Origin of the sequence: Pseudomonas sp. WC2401 (assembly GCF_041200115.1) — a bacterium.
GTDB classification, from domain to species: Bacteria; Pseudomonadota; Gammaproteobacteria; order Pseudomonadales; family Pseudomonadaceae; genus Aquipseudomonas; species Aquipseudomonas fragi.
On the sequence record NZ_CP165623.1, the window covers coordinates 3,927,691 to 3,945,419 of the forward strand.

Annotated in this window: 21 protein-coding genes; 8 read left to right on the forward strand and 13 right to left on the reverse strand. The window is 58.7% G+C overall.

The window, feature by feature from the left end; all coding sequences use genetic code 11:
- Positions 1–5: 5 nt before the first annotated feature.
- The 6 genes from AB3G35_RS17965 to AB3G35_RS17990 form a co-directional block, all read right to left on the reverse strand.
- Positions 6–824, reverse strand: coding sequence for an alpha/beta fold hydrolase (locus AB3G35_RS17965; protein WP_169911121.1), 819 nt, complete (start codon positions 822–824; stop codon positions 6–8).
- 306 nt (positions 825–1,130) lie between these two features.
- Positions 1,131–3,209: an LTA synthase family protein gene (locus tag AB3G35_RS17970; RefSeq protein WP_016781474.1), complete on the reverse strand. Its 2,079-nt coding sequence runs from the start codon at positions 3,207–3,209 to the stop codon at positions 1,131–1,133.
- A 362-nt stretch (positions 3,210–3,571) separates the two neighbouring features.
- Entirely contained in the window at positions 3,572–4,447 is an 876-nt protein-coding gene (gene speE, locus AB3G35_RS17975; protein WP_083369557.1) for a polyamine aminopropyltransferase, read from the reverse strand.
- A gap of 203 nt (positions 4,448–4,650) precedes the next feature.
- A complete protein-coding gene (locus tag AB3G35_RS17980; protein WP_016781476.1) occupies positions 4,651–4,842 on the reverse strand; it encodes a PLDc N-terminal domain-containing protein in 192 nt (63 codons plus the stop codon).
- A gap of 84 nt (positions 4,843–4,926) precedes the next feature.
- Positions 4,927–5,457: a hypothetical protein gene (locus AB3G35_RS17985; protein ID WP_134048952.1), complete on the reverse strand. Its 531-nt coding sequence runs from the start codon at positions 5,455–5,457 to the stop codon at positions 4,927–4,929.
- Positions 5,458–5,524: 67 nt separating this feature from the next.
- Positions 5,525–6,058, reverse strand: a complete 534-nt coding sequence (locus AB3G35_RS17990) for an ankyrin repeat domain-containing protein (protein ID WP_016781478.1) — start codon at positions 6,056–6,058, stop codon at positions 5,525–5,527.
- Between the two features lie 291 nt (positions 6,059–6,349).
- Between AB3G35_RS17990 and AB3G35_RS17995 the strand changes: the two genes are divergently transcribed.
- The gene (locus tag AB3G35_RS17995; protein ID WP_016781479.1) at positions 6,350–6,628 is read left to right on the forward strand and encodes a DUF3509 domain-containing protein; all 279 of its coding nucleotides are present in this window, start codon (positions 6,350–6,352) and stop codon (positions 6,626–6,628) included.
- A gap of 67 nt (positions 6,629–6,695) precedes the next feature.
- On the opposite strand, the gene mtnC is transcribed toward AB3G35_RS17995, so the two are convergent.
- The 5 genes from mtnC to aroC all read right to left on the reverse strand — a co-directional run bounded on the left by mtnC (position 6,696) and on the right by aroC (position 10,926).
- Complete coding sequence (gene mtnC, locus AB3G35_RS18000) at positions 6,696–7,379, reverse strand: acireductone synthase (RefSeq protein WP_086797807.1); 684 nt, start codon at positions 7,377–7,379, stop codon at positions 6,696–6,698.
- A 9-nt stretch (positions 7,380–7,388) separates the two neighbouring features.
- Positions 7,389–7,934: an acireductone dioxygenase gene (locus AB3G35_RS18005; RefSeq protein WP_134048954.1), complete on the reverse strand. Its 546-nt coding sequence runs from the start codon at positions 7,932–7,934 to the stop codon at positions 7,389–7,391.
- 100 nt (positions 7,935–8,034) lie between these two features.
- The gene (locus AB3G35_RS18010) at positions 8,035–8,655 is read right to left on the reverse strand and encodes a methylthioribulose 1-phosphate dehydratase (RefSeq protein ID WP_106116818.1); all 621 of its coding nucleotides are present in this window, start codon (positions 8,653–8,655) and stop codon (positions 8,035–8,037) included.
- On the reverse strand, positions 8,652–9,800 hold the full coding sequence (locus AB3G35_RS18015) for an MFS transporter (protein ID WP_369781894.1): 1,149 nt from the start codon (positions 9,798–9,800) through the stop codon (positions 8,652–8,654). The genes AB3G35_RS18010 and AB3G35_RS18015 overlap by 4 nt, the downstream gene beginning before the upstream one ends.
- Before the next feature lie 34 nt (positions 9,801–9,834).
- Positions 9,835–10,926, reverse strand: coding sequence for a chorismate synthase (gene aroC, locus AB3G35_RS18020; protein ID WP_016781484.1), 1,092 nt, complete (start codon positions 10,924–10,926; stop codon positions 9,835–9,837).
- A gap of 191 nt (positions 10,927–11,117) precedes the next feature.
- Between aroC and AB3G35_RS18025 the strand changes: the two genes are divergently transcribed.
- Positions 11,118–12,122 carry an alpha/beta hydrolase gene (locus tag AB3G35_RS18025; RefSeq protein WP_369781895.1) on the forward strand — a complete coding sequence of 335 codons (1,005 nt, stop codon included), beginning with the start codon at positions 11,118–11,120 and terminating at the stop codon, positions 12,120–12,122.
- A 51-nt stretch (positions 12,123–12,173) separates the two neighbouring features.
- Positions 12,174–12,965 (forward strand): hypothetical protein, encoded by a 792-nt coding sequence (locus AB3G35_RS18030; RefSeq protein ID WP_095041043.1) that lies wholly within the window; start codon positions 12,174–12,176, stop codon positions 12,963–12,965.
- A 134-nt stretch (positions 12,966–13,099) separates the two neighbouring features.
- Here AB3G35_RS18030 and prmB read toward each other — a convergent pair whose 3' ends face one another.
- Positions 13,100–14,008 (reverse strand): 50S ribosomal protein L3 N(5)-glutamine methyltransferase, encoded by a 909-nt coding sequence (gene prmB / locus AB3G35_RS18035; protein WP_016781487.1) that lies wholly within the window; start codon positions 14,006–14,008, stop codon positions 13,100–13,102.
- Between the two features lie 272 nt (positions 14,009–14,280).
- On the opposite strand from prmB, the gene AB3G35_RS18040 reads away from it, so the two are divergent.
- The 5 genes from AB3G35_RS18040 (at position 14,281) to AB3G35_RS18060 (ending at position 17,053) form a co-directional block, all read left to right on the forward strand.
- Complete coding sequence (locus tag AB3G35_RS18040) at positions 14,281–14,871, forward strand: cysteine hydrolase family protein (protein ID WP_106116820.1); 591 nt, start codon at positions 14,281–14,283, stop codon at positions 14,869–14,871.
- Positions 14,872–15,015: 144 nt separating this feature from the next.
- Positions 15,016–15,336: a hypothetical protein gene (locus AB3G35_RS18045; RefSeq protein WP_016781489.1), complete on the forward strand. Its 321-nt coding sequence runs from the start codon at positions 15,016–15,018 to the stop codon at positions 15,334–15,336.
- A 64-nt stretch (positions 15,337–15,400) separates the two neighbouring features.
- The gene (locus AB3G35_RS18050; RefSeq protein ID WP_016781490.1) at positions 15,401–15,958 is read left to right on the forward strand and encodes a Smr/MutS family protein; all 558 of its coding nucleotides are present in this window, start codon (positions 15,401–15,403) and stop codon (positions 15,956–15,958) included.
- A 77-nt stretch (positions 15,959–16,035) separates the two neighbouring features.
- On the forward strand, positions 16,036–16,581 hold the full coding sequence (gene folE, locus AB3G35_RS18055; RefSeq protein ID WP_003442011.1) for a GTP cyclohydrolase I FolE: 546 nt from the start codon (positions 16,036–16,038) through the stop codon (positions 16,579–16,581).
- Between the two features lie 100 nt (positions 16,582–16,681).
- On the forward strand, positions 16,682–17,053 hold the full coding sequence (locus tag AB3G35_RS18060) for a glutathione S-transferase N-terminal domain-containing protein (protein WP_016781491.1): 372 nt from the start codon (positions 16,682–16,684) through the stop codon (positions 17,051–17,053).
- A 72-nt stretch (positions 17,054–17,125) separates the two neighbouring features.
- Here AB3G35_RS18060 and AB3G35_RS18065 read toward each other — a convergent pair whose 3' ends face one another.
- The gene (locus tag AB3G35_RS18065; protein ID WP_095003470.1) at positions 17,126–17,728 is read right to left on the reverse strand and encodes a glutathione S-transferase family protein; all 603 of its coding nucleotides are present in this window, start codon (positions 17,726–17,728) and stop codon (positions 17,126–17,128) included.
- Position 17,729 lies beyond the last annotated feature (1 nt).

A 17,729-nucleotide genomic window follows, 5' to 3' on the forward strand; every position in this document is an offset into this window, starting at 1 on the left:
AAGGCTTAACCGGCCTGGCTGGCGCGGTGAAAATCAGCGATCTGTTGCCACATCGCGATCGGGTTGGAATACATGGGGAAATGCCCGCACACAGGGATTGGCGCCAGGCGTACGCCCTGAGCCTGGATATGCGCAAGGTAGGAAAGTGATGAGTTCTGCTCGCCGTACATAAACATTCGCGGGCACTTCAAGCCAAGAAACTTACCCATCAGGTCGGCGTTATCGGATAGATCAACTATCGTCGAAAAAATGCCTCGCACCGCCTCGGCACGCACCTTGTGTCTCAGGCTCGCCGAATACAATGCACTGGCATACGCCGGGGCATGCCTGACACGCTTGATGAAAGCCGCGAAAAACACCTCGGGATCATCGCTCGGATAATCGTCGATCTGACGACTGAGAAAGCAGTCTTCCGGGGCAATATTGCCCTCTATGTCGGTGAAGCTCAGTACCCGCCCCGGAAACTGATGAGCCAGCAGCAAAGCCGCCAACCCCCCCATAGAGTGACCGACCAGATGGAAGCGTTCGATATCGAAATGCTCCAGCACTTGCAGTGTCACCTGCACCAACAGCGGGATGGACACCCTGGACAGGTCACTGCAGAGGGTTTCACCGCAGCCGGGTGCGTCGAAGGCAACAAAGGGGTGACCGTCGAATTCCGCCTGCAGCGCGATCCCGGCATAGTCCTCTTTGGTCGAACCAAAACCATGCAGAAAAACGATCGGCGCCAACTCGCCACGCCTGTGAATGGCGGCGATGTTCAGTTGCACACCGTCAATCGTTAGCGGAAGTTGGGTATGAGTGAATGTTTCGGATGCAGACACGTTAATAGCCCCTTGAACGATAAAATGACTGCCGCACGAGAGTTGCCGCAGCTCGGTACGCAATCTCAAGGGATTCGAGCAGCCTGTAAAATCCTGATCGTGGAAGGTTTTGATACGCAAAACCTATCACTCGAATTTCCTCTGCCCACGCTATTTATGCTGCATGCCAGGGCGCACGCACCCCGCATAAAAAAATCCGATGCCGGAACCGGCATCGGATTGGATTGTTTGCCGCCGGCCAGTCGAGCAGATATGCCCGCCTGGCCAGCATCAGGCCCTCAGGCCTGTTTTTTAATCACCCGAGGATTACTTCGGATCCGCTACACCTGCGGTGTTGTCCAGCAGGCTTTTGGTCGCGGTCTGCAGGAATGATTCGAGCTTTTTCTTCAGCTCGGTCGCTTCCGGCGTGTCGGTGACCACGGTCGCCTCCGGGTTGGCGCCCAACTTGTACTGCCATACCTTGGCCGGCATGTCTTTTGGCTGCACCAGCAAGTGGTCGTCACTGATGATGGCCACGGTCTGGTCACTGCCTGACGGCTTGATCACGCCGCTGCCCTTGTCACCTTCCGGCAGGGTCAGCAGGTCCCGGCCCCAGCATTGCTGACGGAACTCACCGCCCAGGCGGCCCATGATGGTCGGCACGATGTCGACCTGAGTGCCCACCGTGTCAGTACGGGTGCCGAACTTCTCCTGGATGCCAGGACCGATCAGCAGCAATGGCACGTTGAAACGGCCAAGGTCCATCTCGGAAATCTGCTGCTCGTTACCGAAACCGTGGTCACCCACGATCACAAACAGGGTTTCCTTGAAGTACGGTTCTTTACGCGCTTTTTCGAAGAACTGGCCCAGTGCCCAGTCGGAATAACGCATCGCCGTCAAATGCTCGTTGAGCGAACCGCGATCGGTTACCGGCTCAACCGGCAATGGCGTCGGCAAGGCGTATGGCGTGTGGTTGGACAAGGTTTGCAGCAGCGCATAGAAAGGCTCTTTGCCTTCACGCTTTTTCAGTTCTTCCAGGCCACGGTTGAACATGTCCTGGTCGGACACGCCCCAGGTAGGATCAGAGAACACCGGGTCAACGAAATCGTTACGACCGACAAAGGTGGTCATGCCCTGGTTGCTGAAGAAACCCGACTGGTTGTCCCAGGCGAAATCACCGTTATAGACGTATACGTCATCAAACTTGCGGGCGCTGAGCAGTTCCGGCAAGCCGGACAGCTTGTGGCTGCCTTCCGGGGTCTGCATCAGGTATTCGAAACCCGGCAGGTTCGGGAAGCACGCCATGGTGGCGAACATGCCCTGATGGGTATGGGTACCGTTGGAGAAGAAACGCTCGAACAGCAAGCCTTCCTTGGCCAGGTTGTCGAAGTACGGGGTGATATTGCCCGGACGCCCCAGCGCACCCACCGAGTGACCGGCGAAGCTTTCCATCAGGATCACGACAACGTTCTTGATCGGCAGGGTTTTTTCTTCTGGCGGCGTAGTGTCACGGCGCACAGGAGCGGTATCCGGGTCGACCAGCTTGTCGTGCTCGGTCAGCAGCATGTCGCGCACGGTCTGCGTCGCCACAGGCTGCTCAAGGGTGGCCTTCCAGATATTGGTGCGGTCATCACCGAAGCGGCTTTTCGCAGCGGCAATCAGCGACAGAGAGCCGTTGAGACCCAACTGGTTGGCGAAGTTGGAGTCTGTTGTGTAGGCATCACCCCAACGCAGTGGAGGACCCTGACGCAAGGTGCCACGCGCCAAGACCACACACACCAGCAGCAACACGACAAACACCGCTGCACGGCCGTACCACGGGGCTACGCTGCGAGAAGCGCCGGCAGCAGCCCGGGTGACGCTGGAGCGGGTTACGCGATCAGCACCACGGAAGGCAAAGTACAAGATGACAGTGCCCACGGCCCAGGCCAACAGGTAACGCACCACCGGGAAGCCATACCAGAGCATGCTCATCACGGTTTTCGGGTCTTCCTTCACATACTGGAAAACCAGGCCGTTGAGGCGTTGGTGGAACTCGCGGTAGAAGTCCATCTCCATCAGGCCCAGAAACAGCGCCAGGCTGGAGGCAGCGGTGAGCCAGAAGCGCAATACGCCACGCATGGCCATGGCCTTGACACTGAGCAGCGCCAGCAACAGCGGAATGCTGAAGTACACGACAATCCGCGCGTCAAAGCGCAGACCGTTGCCAAAGGCTTCAAGGAAGGTCGATGCCGGGGTATCGAGGATCATTTCCTTGTTGTAAACCAGCAATGCCACCCGCAGCAGGGTGAACATCACCATCATGATCAAGGCACACAGCAGCGTAAACGCCAGGTGCGATTTGACGGTGGGTTGCAACACACGCGAGGCAGCGTGCTGTTGGCTTGGGGCGTCCGGGTTTGCCATGTCGTTTTAGGACCCATTGGTTCAAGTTGAAGTGGCTTTATCACCGGTGGCATGCCACGGGTGCATCGCTCTTTAATTACACAGGATTAGGCCCGAGACCCCGCAAAAACACCGATATAGAGGCGCTTGAGAGTCGGAAAGGCGAAATTTTGCGTGCGAATTGTCTTAAAGATACCGTGAAAATTTCGTGCAAAGCACATTTTGAAACACAAGAAAGGCCGCTCAATCCCCGTGGGAGCGGGCTTGCCCGCGATGCAGGCGACGCGGTTTAAAATTGCACCGCGTTGCTCCAATCGCGAGCAAGCCCGCTCCCACAGTTATCCTCGGCTGACCGCTCTGCCCTGCCTTGCTACTGCACAGCCTCAGTCGTTGCTGGGTTTGTTGATCGCCTGCAACACATACTGCGGCAAGGCGAAAGCACCGATATGCACTTCGGGATTGTAGTAGCGGGTCACGATGCCGCTACCGGCAAACCGCTGACGCAGGGTTTCAAGTGGCAACTTGCGATAGCTCGCATCCGTCGAACCCCAGGCAAACGTCATCGAGCCGCCGATATAGGTCGGCACCGCTGCCTGATAAAAATGCCAGTCCGCGAACAGGCTGCGCATGCGCCCGGCGGTGGTCTGCACTTCCTGCAATTGCATAAATGGCGTGCCGTTCTGGGTGACCAGTACGCCGCCCTCGTTCAGGCAACGGTGGCAAGCCTGGTAGAAATTCTCGGAGAACAGCACTTCACCCGGCCCGATCGGGTCAGTGGAATCCGAGATGATCACGTCGAATTTTTCTTCGGTAGTGGCGACAAAACGCATGCCGTCGTCGATCACCAGGTTTAGGCGCGGGTCGTCGTATGCCCCCTTGGAGTGGTTGGGCAGGAACTCTTTGCACATGTCCACTACGGTGCCGTCGATCTCGACCATGGTGATGTGCTCAATGCCAATGTGCTTGGTCACTTCGCGCAGCATGCCACCATCGCCACCGCCAATGATCAGTACGCGCTTGACCGCGCCGTGCGCCAGGATCGGCACATGGGTGAGCATTTCGTGGTAGATGAATTCGTCCGCTTCGGTGGTCTGGATCACGCCGTCCAGCGCCATGACCCGGCCCATGACCGGGTTTTCGAAAATCACCAGGTGCTGGTGATCGGTGCGCACTTCATGGAGCAGCTTGTCCATGCGAAAGCGTTGGCCGTAACCTTCGTAAAGGGTTTCGAGATAGTGGTTGTCAAGCGATTCGGTCATGGGAAGTCCCCTTGAATGCTGGTGGCAACGGACGGTCACCCGCCCATGATCGACAGCCAAACCTCATACCGCTATCGCGACACGGGTCCAACTGCCCAAGAAAGGCGCGCATTCTACGTCGAGGAACATGACAGGTCGAACCTTGACGCTGACAAACTCAACGGGCAGCCATGATTTCTCAGGACTGCCCGCCGGCTAGCGCTTTAAATACGCACATTGCCCCGCGGCCCGGCAATGGCCCAGATGACCAGCCCCAGTACCGGCAGGAACAGAATCAGCAGCACCCAGAGCACTTTTGCACCCGTCCCGGCGCCGCTTTTGATTACGTTGATGATGGCCCAGATATCCAGGGCCAGAATAATCAGACCGATCAGACCATTAAACGTTGAACCCATGATGACGCTCCCGAGTGAGTACTTGTGCTCATAGGATAGTCACCCACGGCCAGGGTTCCGTTTTTTATTGCGCCAGCCAGAGCTTCAAACGTGGATAGCAACCTTCAGGGCTTCCAGCGATGGCGCCGCAGCAATGCCGACTTGGGCACACAGCTCAAGCACGCGCGGGACGTCATTGCCGTAAACCAGCACCACCTGGATTTCGTCGTCCAGCGGCTGGCTCAGGTTGACCAGCACATAACCGCCCTGCTCCGGGCTCATGCTGCCCATCTGGATCTGGATGCGATTGAGCGCGGTCAACGCCTCGGTCTTGGCCAACTGCTTGGGCTTGATATTGAACGCGACATCGGGGCCGAACGAAGCGACGATCTGGGCAAACAGGTCCATCCAGGTATCGGCCTGGAACAACACCGTTTCCGGCAAGCTGCCCACCACCACCCATTCACCCAGCGGGATCGGGAAGCTGTCGTCGTAGTTGATATCCGGGTTGGCAGCCAGAAACGCATCTTGATCGGCGTAGGCCTGCGCCGCCTCATCTGCGACTTTTGCGATTTCGGCGTCGCCCATGCACCCGGAGCTGATTTTGCTGATGAGTTCAACGAGAGTGGTTTTCATGGGCGCGGCCTGTCACAAGGAAAATTAAGGGCGCGCAGGATATATCAATTGCGCCCTTCAAGGGCGATCAGCCCAACAGCTTCTCCAACTGCGCCACTGCCTCGGTGGCGCCCATGGTCCTGGCGGCATCCAGGGCGGTGATGCCATTGGCGTCCTTGGCCTTTGGATCCGCGCCCTTGCTGATCAGGTAATCGATGATTTCGCCACGATTGAACATGGCGGCCATCATCAGCGCTGTACGACCATCAAATGACGCGCCTTCAACTTGTGCGCCACCTTCAACCAGGGTCTTGACCATCTCCAGGTCGCCTTTGAAGGCAGCACCTGCAATCGGGCTCTGGCCGTTGTCATTGCGAATTTCGGGGTCGGCATTGTGCTCAAGCAGCACTTTGACCGCCTCAACGTGGCCGTGATAGCTGGCCAGCATCAACAGGGTGTCGCCCTTGTGGTTGCGCAAATTGGCCGGCAGCCCCTTGCTCAGCAAGGCGGCCAGCATTGCAGCATCGCCTTCGCGGGCCTTGTTGAACACCTGTTCGGCAAAGTCGGCGGCTTCTTCCGGGGTCATCTGGCGGCTTTGGTCTGCTGGCTTGTTGTCTGACATGTAAGGCTCCACCTTCGCTACAAAGAAACCTAGTTTCCTGAGACGGAACGAAGGTGTCATCCCTTTTTTGCTCAAGATGGCAATAGAGACAATCAATCGCGGGCAATACACTAATGCGCACTGGGCAAAATGCAGGATGCACGATGGCCATTCATGCAGAATGCACGACTCAAGGATTTTTTATAAAATACAAGCTGTTGATTTATAAGGACTTTTCAAAAAAACAATAGTGGCACAATCACTGCAACCTCTACTCCATACAAGCACTTGAGCGCTAATGGAGCTGAACACATGAGCCTGATCCAGGAAAAATTTGCGTCGTTGTTCACCAACTACACCGTCAACGTAAAACCCCGCCCGGATGGCGGCGTGTTGCTGACGCTGTGTGACAGCGATGGCAAGCAAACTCAACGCACACTTTCCTACGCGCAATTGCACACTGCTGAACAGTTGACCTGGGCCATCAGCGCGATTCGCCGCGACCTGGCCGGCACTGCCAGTGAACTGCCGACGATTTCACTGCTGCAAAGCCAGCATCGCTTTGCCCTGCCGACTTATCACACTCGCTAAAAGCTGAAAACCAGCCACAAAAAAGCCAGCGATTGCTGGCTTTTTGCTGTCCGGTATACCCAAGCTTTTACAGTCCGGCAGGATCGATCTCGGCAAAACTGCTGACGGTTTTATGCCCCACCAGCTCACCTCCGTCGCGGGCCAGGCCGCAGGTCTGCATGCCCGCCGCCTGTGCAGCATCAAGCTCTTCTACGATATCGGACAAAAACAGGATCTTCCCGGCCGGGCAACCGATCGCTTCGGTAATGTGCCGATAGGATTGCGCCTCACGCTTGGGCCCGGAGGTGGTGTCAAAGTAGCCGCTAAACAGCGACGTCAGGTCCCCTGCCTCGGAACAACCAAAAATCAGCTTTTGCGCCTGAATCGAACCTGACGAGTAAACATACAGGTCATAACCCTTGGCATGCCACTGGCGCAGCGCCTCGACCGCATCCGGGTAGACATGCCCCTTCAGCTCGCCAGCCTCGTAGCCCTGCTTCCAGATCATCCCTTGCAACGCCTTGAGTGGCGTGGCTTTGCGGTCTTCGGCCAGCCATTGCTGGAGGATCTCGATGACCCGCTCGACATCGGCCTCGGGCTCACCGCTGTCCAGGCGCACCGCCCCCAGCTGCATGGCCACTTCAGGGTCTTCGGCATGCTCGCGGACAAACCCGGGCAGATGTTTGGCCGCATACGGAAACAACACGTCAAATACGAAGCTGACAGCGCTGGTAGTGCCTTCGATATCGGTCAGGATGGCTTTGATCGGCATGGGACGTCCTTAATCTTCGAGGCGCGGGAAGCGGTCGGCGATATCTTCGCCGGTGAAGTTGGCAACCCAGCCTTCAGGGTTGTTGAACAGGCGGATGGCGACAAAATGCGGATGCTCACCCATATCGAACCAGTGCGGCGTGCCTGCTGGCACCGAGATCAGATCGTTCTTTTCGCACAGCACGGCATACACATAGTCGCCAATATGCAGCGTAAACAAGCCACGACCGGCGACGAAAAAACGTACTTCATCTTCGCCATGGCGGTGTTCGTCGAGGAACTTGGCACGCAATTCGGCTTTTTGCGGGTGATCACTGTTGAGGCTGATCACGTCAACCGTGACATAACCACGTTCGTTCATCAGCCGGTCAATCTGGTCGCGATAGGCATGGATCACTTCATCCTGGCTGGCACCGGGCTGGATCGGCGCGGCGGCCTGCCAGCGGTCAAAGCGCACGCCCTGCTCGGCCAGCGTAGAGGCGATGTCATCAAAGTGAGTCAACACCTTGTTGGGTAATTCCGGGCTCGATACGTGATAAACGGACAGGCTGCTCATGGGGCTTGGTTCCTCGGCTTCGGCGCGCTTTCGGCTTTTACAGGCCGTTCAGGCAGACCGTTCAAATCAGGTGGTGAGCTTCTTCACGGTGAAGTCAGCGTTAACGATTGAGTATTGCGCGGGTCTTGAGTTCGCATTCAAACAAGAATTCGAACGCTTCGATCTGGCGCAAGGCGTCGCTCATGCGCGCCCCCCAGGTGTACAGACCATGCCCGCGGATCAAGTAACCCACGCAATCAGGGTGCGCCTCCAGCCAGGGCTGGACCTTGGCCGCCAGGCGCGCGATGTCCTGGTCATTGTCAAAGATCGGCACCAGCACCCTGGACTCGTGGGTCGATACGCCACTGAAGGCTTTTTGCAGCTCGTAGTCTTCGAACTCGATGCTGTCGCCCGGCGTGAGGCGCGACAGCACCGTGGCATTCACCGAGTGGGTGTGCAACACGGCGCCAATGTCAGGGCGCCAGCTGTACAACTGGGTGTGCAGCAGGGTTTCGGCGGACGGTTTCTTGCCCGGCTCCAGGCTGTTGCCCGCCAGGTCGGTGGCCAGCACATCGTCAGGACCCAACTGACCCTTGTGCTTGCCCGATACGGTCAGCAGCGCCTGGCTGGCCGTAAGCCGGGTGGAATAGTTGCTGCTGGTGGCCGGTGACCAGCCGCGCGCATATAAAAAGCGCCCGGCTTCAATGATTTCCAGGCTCAGGTGTTCACGGGTAAGGCTCATGGCCTGTCCTCTTGCAGTCGAGTGGCAATGATAACGGCTGCGGCCAGCGCTGCGACGCTCGCCATACTAAAGGTGATAGTGGGGCCCAGGGTGTTCCAGCTGTAACCGGAATACAGTGCCCCCACTGCGCCGCCGATACCGGCCAGCGTGGCGTACAGGGCCTGGCCCTGGCCTTGCTGGCCGGGACCGAAGCTGCGCTGCACAAACGTCATGGCCGAGGCATGGAAACTGCCGAAGGTGGCGGCGTGCAGCAGTTGCGCCAACAGCAACACCCACAGGTGTTCGGCAAACGACCCCAGCAGCAGCCAGCGCAAGGCGGCGAGGATAAAACTGAACATCAACACCCGGCGCACGGAAAACTTCAGCAGGATGCGGCGCATGGCCAGGAACATCAGCACTTCGGCCACCACCCCCAGGGCCCAGAGCAAGCCGATCACGCCACGGCTGTAGCCCAGGCCTTCAAGGTGCAGGGTCAGAAAGGTGTAATACGGCCCGTGGCTCATTTGCATCAGCGCCACACAGGCATAGAACGCCAGCACGCCGGGGCTGAGCAGTTGCTTCAGGAACCCGCCTTCCACCAGCTTGCGGCCCAGGCTGGAGGGCTGCGCATTCGGCACCCACAGGCTGCACAGCACAATCCCGGCCATGATCACGAGCAGCGCCACCGGGTAGACATCCAGGCTCAGCCATTCGAACAGGCGGCCCAGGATCACCACGGTAAGGATAAAACCGATCGAGCCCCATAGACGTATCTGGCTGTAACGCTCGGGTTGCTCACGCAAATGGGCGAAAGTGATGACTTCAAACTGCGGCAATACCGCATGCCAGAAGAACGCATGCAGCGCCATCACCAACGCCAGCCAGGCATAGCTCTGGCTGACAAAGATCAGGGCAAAACTGCACAAGGTACACAGCGCGCCCAGACGCACGATCAGCAGGCGCCGGCCGGTGTAATCCCCAAGCCAACCCCACAGGTTGGGCGCCACGCAGCGCATCAGCATGGGGATGGCTACCAGTTCGCCGATTCGCGCACTGGAAAACCCCAGGTGATGGAAGTACAGCGCCAGAAACGGCGCTGTGGCACCGAGCAAGGCGAAATAGAAAAGATAGAAACCTGACAGGCGCCAGTAAGGAAGTGTCGCCACGGCCGTCAGACCGTGACGCTCAACAATCCCTGCATTACAACTGGCCCAGCACGGGCGTGCTGACGCTAACGTCGGCGTTCTGGCCACGGTGACGCAGCAAGTGGTCCATCAGCACGATGGCCATCATGGCTTCGGCAATAGGCGTGGCACGAATGCCCACGCACGGGTCATGACGACCCTTGGTGATCACGTCTACCGGATTGCCGTGCACGTCGATCGAACGGCCCGGGGTGGTGATGCTCGAGGTTGGCTTGAGGGCCAGGTGGGCAACGATCGGCTGGCCCGAGGAAATACCGCCCAGGATGCCACCGGCGTTGTTGCTCAGGAAACCTTCAGGGGTCATCTCGTCGCGGTGCTCGGTGCCGCGCTGGGCAACACTGGCAAAACCGGCACCGATCTCGATGCCCTTGACCGCGTTGATGCTCATCAGTGCATGGGCCAGCTCGGCGTCGAGACGGTCGAAAATCGGCTCGCCCAGCCCCGGGATCACGCCCTCGGCGACCACGGTGATTTTGGCGCCGACCGAATCCTGGTCACGGCGCAATTGATCCATGTAGGCCTCAAGCTCCGGTACTTTGTCCGGGTCCGGGCTGAAAAAGGCATTTTGCTCGACCGAGTCCCAGGTCTTGAACGGGATTTCAATCGGGCCCAACTGGCTCATGTAGCCGCGAATCACGATGCCCTGGGTGGCCAGGTATTTTTTCGCGATGGCACCTGCAGCCACACGCATGGCCGTTTCACGCGCCGAGCTGCGACCGCCGCCACGGTAGTCGCGCTCGCCGTATTTATGGTGGTAGGTGTAATCGGCGTGGGCCGGGCGAAACAGATCCTTGATCGCCGAGTAGTCCTTGGACTTCTGGTCGGTGTTGCGGATCAGCAGGCCAATGGCGCAACCGGTAGTGCGACCTTCAAACACCCCGCTGAGGATTTCGACTTCGTCGGCTTCCTGACGCTGGGTGGTGTGGCGGCTGGTGCCGGGCTTGCGTCGATCCAGGTCACGCTGCAGATCTTCAAGGGACAGCTCCAGCCCTGGCGGGCAGCCATCAACAATGGCGACCAACGCCGGACCATGGCTTTCGCCAGCGGTGGTGACAGTGAACAGCTTGCCGTAGGTATTGCCGGACATGCAGGGCGCTCCGCGAAATCAGCCGATAAAGTTCAGCCCAGGATCAATTCAAGTCTGGTTGCAGCACAACAGAGGTTGAACAGATCCCAGATAACCAAATGCGCCAGTATACGCAGGCTACCTCTGTAGTTCATCCTCGAACCTTACTCATCCGGGTTTGTCCAACCGGCACATTAGACAATGATGGCGCTATGATGCTGCGAATACTCTTACTAGCACTGACCCTGTTTGGCTTTGGCACCCAGGCCCTCGCGGCCCCGTCCTCCAATGTGCTGCTGCGGCCCATTGAGCTGGATACCGGCTCCGGCACGCTGTATGGCTCGCTGGTTTTGCCCAAGAGTGACAAGCCCGTGCCCGTGGTGCTGATCATTGCCGGTTCCGGCCCGACCGACCGCGACGGCAACAACCCCATGGGTGGACGCAACGATGCCCTGAAAAAACTGGCCTGGCGCCTGGCCCAGAGCAATATCGCCAGCGTGCGCTTCGACAAGCGCGGCATAGCGCAAAGCCAGCCCGCCGGGCCTGACGAAGAAAGGCTCAATTTCGATCAGTATGTGGCTGACGCCGTGGCCTGGGGCGAAAAACTTAAAAGCGACCCGCGCTTTGGCAAGGTGTTTGTCCTCGGCCACAGTGAAGGCGCCATGATCGCCAGCCTGGCCGCGCCACAAATCGGCGCTGCCGGGGTGGTTTCCATTGCCGGTACGGGCCGCCCGGTGGGTGTGCTGCTGCGTGAGCAGTTGCAACGCAACCATTTGCCACCTGCCCAGCTCAAGCGCAGTTTTGAGCTGATCAGCAGCCTGGAAGCCGGCAAAACCGACGACAACGTGCCCAAGGATCTGCAACTGGTGTTCCGCCCCAGCGTGCAGCCGTACATGATCAGCCTGTTGCGCCATGACCCGGCAGCCGCTTTCGCCGCACTGAAAATGCCGGCCATGATCATCCAGGGCACCCACGACATTCAGGTCGATGTCAAGGACGCCCGCCTGCTCAAGGCGGCCAAACCGGATGCCGTGCTCACGCTGATCAATGGCATGAACCATGTGATGCGCATCGTGCCGATGGACATGAAACGCCAGGTTCAGTCTTATAACGATCCCAATCAGCGCCTGGCCGGCGAACTGGGCGATAGAACTGTGCGCTTTATCACGAAAGTGAACGCAGGCCAGCCCTACAGTACGGCGCATAACGGCCGATAAACCGGTGTCGGCCGCCTTGCATTGCTGACATCAGCACAGGATCGAGCCGTTATGAGCGACACCCCATCACAACCCGCCGGGCCCGAGGCACCGGCAGTGCCCGAGGCCCCTCCGCTGCCTTGGGCAGACGTGCAACCCGAGCATTGCCGGATGCTGCGCCTCGCCCCGCTGCCCACTGACCGCAGCACCGGGGCGCGGCCCTTGCGCTTTGTGCAGTTCGCATTTGCCGAACGCCACAGCAAGGACCTCAGCTTGCTGCGCATGGCCATCACCCTGCCCGGCCAACGCGTGCGCAGCGAGCAAAACCAGCTCGATGTATGGGTCGACCACACCACCCACCATGTGCGTTTCAGCCCTGAGCGTGGCTTGCAGACTGAGCCGGTGAACCGCGGGATCGGCCGTTTTCTGCTGGCGCAGGCGGCATTGTGGGCGCAAAAAAAATGGTCGCACTACCGCGTGGAAGGCATCGACCTGCCCAGCCGGGATGCCCTGAATGAAGACAGCCGTCTGCGTCGCGATCATTTTTTGCGGGTGCAGGGGTTTGATGTGGTGTATGCCGACGCCCTGTTTCTCAAGGCACGGATCGAAGCCATGCAAGTGGGCGAATTGCTGGACAGCTGGAATGGCGAAAAACTTCAGTTCCTCGACGTGCTTGAGACTGCGCAAATGCTCCAGCAGGCCGAACAGAACCTGCAGGAACAAGAGGTAAAACTGCGGGAAAAAGAAGAAAAACTCGGCAGGTATCAGCGCGAAGAAATGGGCTTGCGCTTTACCATCACCTGCCTGGTGGCCTTTGCGGTATTCCAGGCAGGGTTGTTGATCTGGATTGCGACCCACCGCTAGCCGTGCTGCGCACGACTGTGGGAGCCGGGCTTGCCCGCGATGCCATCACTACGGTTTGTCAGTGAAACCGCAGCACTCCAATCGCGGGCAAGCCCGCTCCCACAAAAGATGTTCCCGCATCAAGCCCTTGTAAATCAGACCCGCGACGCAAACAGCGCCTGATGCTCGCGGCACTGCTCGGCGGTCAGCATGAACACGCCGTGACCACCGCGTTCGAACTCCAGCCAGGCAAAATCGACTTCCGGGTAGAGCGACTCGACATGCACCTGGCTGTTGCCCACTTCCACAATCAGCAAGCCCTTTTCAGTCAGATGATCCGCCGCTTCGGCCAGCATCCGGCGTACCAGGTTCAGACCGTCGTCACCACAGGCCAGGCCCAGTTCCGGCTCATGCTGGTACTCGGCAGGCATATCGGCAAAGTCTTCAGCATCGACATACGGCGGGTTGGACACGATCAGGTCGAAGCGCTGCCCCGGCAAGCCATCAAAGCCGTCGCCCTGCACGGTGTACACGCGCTCATCAACACCGTGGCGCTCGATGTTCTGGTTGGCCACTTCAAGGGCCTCGAAGGACAGGTCAGCCAGTACCACTTCAGCGTTCTGGAACTCATAGGCACAGGCGATGCCGATACAGCCCGAACCGGTACACAGGTCAAGAATGCGCGCAGGCTCGGCAGCCAGCCACGGTTCGAAACGCTTTTCGATCAACTCGCCAATGGGCGAGCGCGGGATCAGCACGCGCTCATCGACGATAAACGACATGCCGCAGAACCAGGCTTCACCTAGCAGGTAGGCCGTCGGCACGCGCTCTTCGATACGGCGCTTGAGCAAATGTTGCAGGTTGACCAGTTCATCGTCTTCAAGACGACAATCGAGATAACTGTCAGCGATTTCCCACGGCAAGTTCAGCGCACCCAACACCAATTGACGCGCTTCGTCCCAGGCATTGTCGGTACCATGACCAAAGAACAGCTCTTCCCCATGAAAGTGGCTGACGGCCCAGCGAATATGGTCGCGCAGAGTGCGCAGGCGGGAAGTGATCAATGGTCTTACTCCTCAAAATCGATCGGCGATTCTAACAGCCAAACCCCGACGCGCCAAAGTTGTGGCCGTGGTTACACAGCAGCGTGTTTTTAAAAGTAAGACTGTGCGCAAAAAAATGTCAGAATCGTACCAATCTGTACATTTTATGGTGACAGAACAAGTTCTTGACATCGCTGCAGGCCAACAACCACAACGCTTGCACGCGAGGCGATTCACATAAGCGTTCCGCCAGTGGAGAATGTCTCAAAAGCCCCATTCAAAGGAGCCCCCGAATGCCCGCTTTAAAGACGATGTTTCAACTCACAGGTCGTGGTTATGCCGCAGCCAATCTGAGCAATGCCAGCCTGCTGATCATCGATGCACAAAATGAGTACCTGAGCGGGCCACTGGCCCTGTCTGGCATGGACGCGGCCACCGCCAACATCGCCCGTCTGCTTGAAGCTGCGCGCAAGGCCAGGCGCCCGGTTATCCATATCCGTCACCTGGGCACCGTGGGCGGCATGTTCGACCCCCAGGGCGAGCGTGGCGCATTCATCAAGGGCCTTGAGCCACAGGGTGATGAGCTGATCATCGAAAAGCGCATGCCCAACGCCTTCAACGACACCGGCCTGCAAAAGGCCCTGGAAAACCTGGGTTCGCTGGATGTCATCGTCTGCGGCTTCATGAGCCACTCCAGCGTCAGCACCACCGTGCGTGCGGCCAAGGACTACGGCTTGCGCTGCACCCTGGTGTCAGACGCCTGCGCCACTCGCGACCTGCCGACTGCAGATGGCATCATCAGCGCCGAGCAAGTGCAAAAAACCGAAATGGCCATCATGAACGACAACTTTGCCACCCTGACGCTGACCCAAAACCTGATTTGATCGGCCCCGGGCCAGGGCGGGCGACCTGTGCAACCGCCCCTCCTTGCCCCTGCTACCCGCAAGCAATTGCCAATTTCACGGCAAGCAGGAACAACCTGCCCAAGTGCCGGTCGAAGGGCCGATACCCTTTAAGGAAAGATCGGAATGAAGATCTCCGATGGTTTTGATGCTCGGCGCTTGCGCCCCAAGGCCCACCGCGACTGGGGCTCACGCCTGGTCCTGATATTTGCCGCACTGTTGATCCTGTGTGGCGTGCTGTTGCTGCTGGCCGGCGCCGCCAGCCTGATTGGCCGCCCGGGAGCCCTGGGCGAGCTTAATGCCAGCCCCGCAGGGGCTGCGCTGGTGCTGGTGTTCGGCCTGCTGGTGAGCTGGCTGGGGGTGTGGATGTGGCGCCGCCGGCGGCGTCTGATGCGCAAGCCGTTTGGCCTGAACATGGCTCCCCACCTGATGAAAAAGCACGACTGACCCATATCCCCCCGCCCGATTGTCGTCGACTTGGGTAAACTGGCCGCCCTTCGCGGAGGCTGACATGCAAGACGACGACTTTTCCCTGTTCAAAAACGAGATTCGCGGTGTCAAACCGATCAAGCATGATCGCGCCGACACCGGCAAACCCAAAGCTGACCGTGCGCAGCTGGCCAAATTGCGCCAGAACGCCATTGTGCGCAGCAATACGACCATCATCGACGGCCTGTCAGACCAGTTTGTGATTGATGTAGGCCCTGAAGATCAACTCAGCTGGGCCCGTGACGGCGTGCAGGAAAGCCAGATGCGCAAGCTCAAGCTGGGCCAGATCGCCTTTGAAGGCAGCCTGGACCTGCACGGCATGACCGTCGAAAAGGCCCGCGAGACCCTTTGGGAGTTCCTTGGCGAAGCTGTGCGCCTTGAAGTGCGCTGCGTGCGCGTCACCCACGGCAAGGCCGTGCGCCTGGACGGCAAGCGCCCGATGATCAAGAGCCACGTCAACACCTGGCTGCGCCAGCACTCCCAAGTACTGGGCTTCTGCTCCTGCCAGGCCAAACATGGCGGCGCAGGCGCGGTGTATGTGATGCTCAAACGCACCATGATGGAGGGGCGTGACGAGTAACAGCGTGTCATCACGCTTGCAGCGTCGTGCCAGCCCCCGTACCCTTACTCTTTGCGAAAAATCCCACAGGTAGATTAATGTCCCTGGAACAAAACTACACCGCGATCCTCGGTCAACTCGGCGAAGACGTTTCCCGTGAAGGCCTGCTGGATACGCCAAAGCGTGCCGCCAAAGCCATGCAGTACCTCTGCCGCGGCTATGAGCAAACCCTGGAAGAAGTCACCAACGGTGCCTTGTTCAGCTCTGACAACAGCGAAATGGTGCTGGTCAAGGACATCGAGTTGTATTCGTTGTGCGAACATCACCTGCTGCCGTTTATCGGCAAGGCCCATGTTGCCTATATTCCGAGCGGCAAGGTGCTGGGCCTGTCGAAAGTGGCGCGCATTGTCGATATGTACGCCCGTCGCCTGCAGATCCAGGAAAACCTGAGCCGCCAGATCGCCGACGCAGTGATGCAAGTCACCGGCGCCCTGGGCGTTGCCGTGGTGATCGAGGCCAAGCACATGTGCATGATGATGCGCGGTGTCGAGAAACAGAACTCGTCGATGATCACCTCGGTGATGCTGGGTGAGTTCCGCGAAAACGCCGCCACGCGCAGCGAGTTTCTCAGCCTGATCAAGTAACTGCTGCACCAAAAAGACCGGCGTTTATCGCCGGTTTTTTTTCGCCTGCGCAATTTCAGGTAAGCTGCCACCCTTCTTATTTGCCCATGAGGCTTTTACTGTGTTTATCAAAGCGCTTCGCGTAGGCCTGGGTCAGCTCATCATCGCTGGCGATTTCGTGACCCGTCCAAGCAAAAAGCAGCGCCCTGCCGCCGCTCAGGCTCAGGTCGACCAGGCTGCCAAGGGCCTGACCCTGTATCAGTTCCATGCCTGCCCGTTCTGTGTAAAAACCCGCCGCACCCTGCGCCGCCTGAATGTGCCGGTGGCCCTGCGTGACGCGAAGAACAACGAGCAGGACCGCCAGACCCTGCTGGAGCAAGGCGGCAAGATCAAGGTGCCGTGCCTGCGGATTGAAGAAGATGGCAAGACCACCTGGATGTATGAGTCCAAGGTGATCATTGATTATCTGAACCAGCGGTTTGCGGGCATTTAAGCCAAAAGCCCCTCACCCTGGCCCTCTCCCTTTGGGAGAGGGTTGGGGTGAGGGGCTTTTACGACCTGTCGCTCAATCCAGCATCCCCACATGCCGCGGATGACTGGCCACCCGCGCCAGCCACGCCTGAATGCCTGGATAGCCACCCAGATCAAAGCCGCCCTGATGGGCCACATGGGTATAGGCGTACAGCGTCACATCGGCAATCGAGTACTGCTCACCCACCAGATACGGTGTGCGATTGAGCTGCTGCTCCATCACGTCCAGCGCCTTGTACCCGCGTTTTTGCAGCTTGCGGTACTCCTCAAGACGCTCCTGGGGCAGCCCCAGGTAGAACTGGATAAAGCGCGCCACCGCAATGTAAGGCTCATGGCTGTACTGCTCGAAAAACTGCCATTGCAGCACCTGGGTGCGCAAGCGCGGTTCGGCCGGTAAAAACTCGCTGCCGTCGGCCAGGTAGTTGAGAATCGCGTTGGACTCCCACAGGCAGGTACCGTCTTCCAACTCCAGCACCGGCACTTTGCCGTTGGGGTTTTTCGCCAGAAACTCCGGGGTTTCGGTCTCACCCTTGAGGATGTCCACCGCGAACCACTGGTACTCAAGCCCCAGCAAATGCAGCATCAGCTTGATCTTGTAGCAGTTGCCCGAATTGTAATCGCCATAAACCTTGAGCATC

Coding starts and splice junctions, on each gene's coding strand:
- AB3G35_RS18050 (WP_016781490.1), top strand. CDS start 15,401: ATGCAAGACGACGACTTTTCCCTGTTCAAAAACGAGATTCGCGGTGTC.
- AB3G35_RS17995 (WP_016781479.1), top strand. CDS start 6,350: ATGAGCCTGATCCAGGAAAAATTTGCGTCGTTGTTCACCAACTACACC.
- AB3G35_RS18030 (WP_095041043.1), top strand. CDS start 12,174: ATGAGCGACACCCCATCACAACCCGCCGGGCCCGAGGCACCGGCAGTG.
- folE (WP_003442011.1), top strand. CDS start 16,036: ATGTCCCTGGAACAAAACTACACCGCGATCCTCGGTCAACTCGGCGAA.
- AB3G35_RS18025 (WP_369781895.1), top strand. CDS start 11,118: ATGATGCTGCGAATACTCTTACTAGCACTGACCCTGTTTGGCTTTGGC.
- AB3G35_RS18040 (WP_106116820.1), top strand. CDS start 14,281: ATGCCCGCTTTAAAGACGATGTTTCAACTCACAGGTCGTGGTTATGCC.
- speE (WP_083369557.1), bottom strand. CDS start 4,447: ATGACCGAATCGCTTGACAACCACTATCTCGAAACCCTTTACGAAGGT.
- AB3G35_RS18010 (WP_106116818.1), bottom strand. CDS start 8,655: ATGAGCCTTACCCGTGAACACCTGAGCCTGGAAATCATTGAAGCCGGG.
- AB3G35_RS17980 (WP_016781476.1), bottom strand. CDS start 4,842: ATGGGTTCAACGTTTAATGGTCTGATCGGTCTGATTATTCTGGCCCTG.
- aroC (WP_016781484.1), bottom strand. CDS start 10,926: ATGTCCGGCAATACCTACGGCAAGCTGTTCACTGTCACCACCGCTGGC.
- AB3G35_RS18065 (WP_095003470.1), bottom strand. CDS start 17,728: ATGCTCAAGGTTTATGGCGATTACAATTCGGGCAACTGCTACAAGATC.
- AB3G35_RS17985 (WP_134048952.1), bottom strand. CDS start 5,457: ATGAAAACCACTCTCGTTGAACTCATCAGCAAAATCAGCTCCGGGTGC.
- AB3G35_RS18045 (WP_016781489.1), top strand. CDS start 15,016: ATGAAGATCTCCGATGGTTTTGATGCTCGGCGCTTGCGCCCCAAGGCC.
- AB3G35_RS17990 (WP_016781478.1), bottom strand. CDS start 6,058: ATGTCAGACAACAAGCCAGCAGACCAAAGCCGCCAGATGACCCCGGAA.
- mtnC (WP_086797807.1), bottom strand. CDS start 7,379: ATGCCGATCAAAGCCATCCTGACCGATATCGAAGGCACTACCAGCGCT.
- AB3G35_RS17970 (WP_016781474.1), bottom strand. CDS start 3,209: ATGGCAAACCCGGACGCCCCAAGCCAACAGCACGCTGCCTCGCGTGTG.
- AB3G35_RS18005 (WP_134048954.1), bottom strand. CDS start 7,934: ATGAGCAGCCTGTCCGTTTATCACGTATCGAGCCCGGAATTACCCAAC.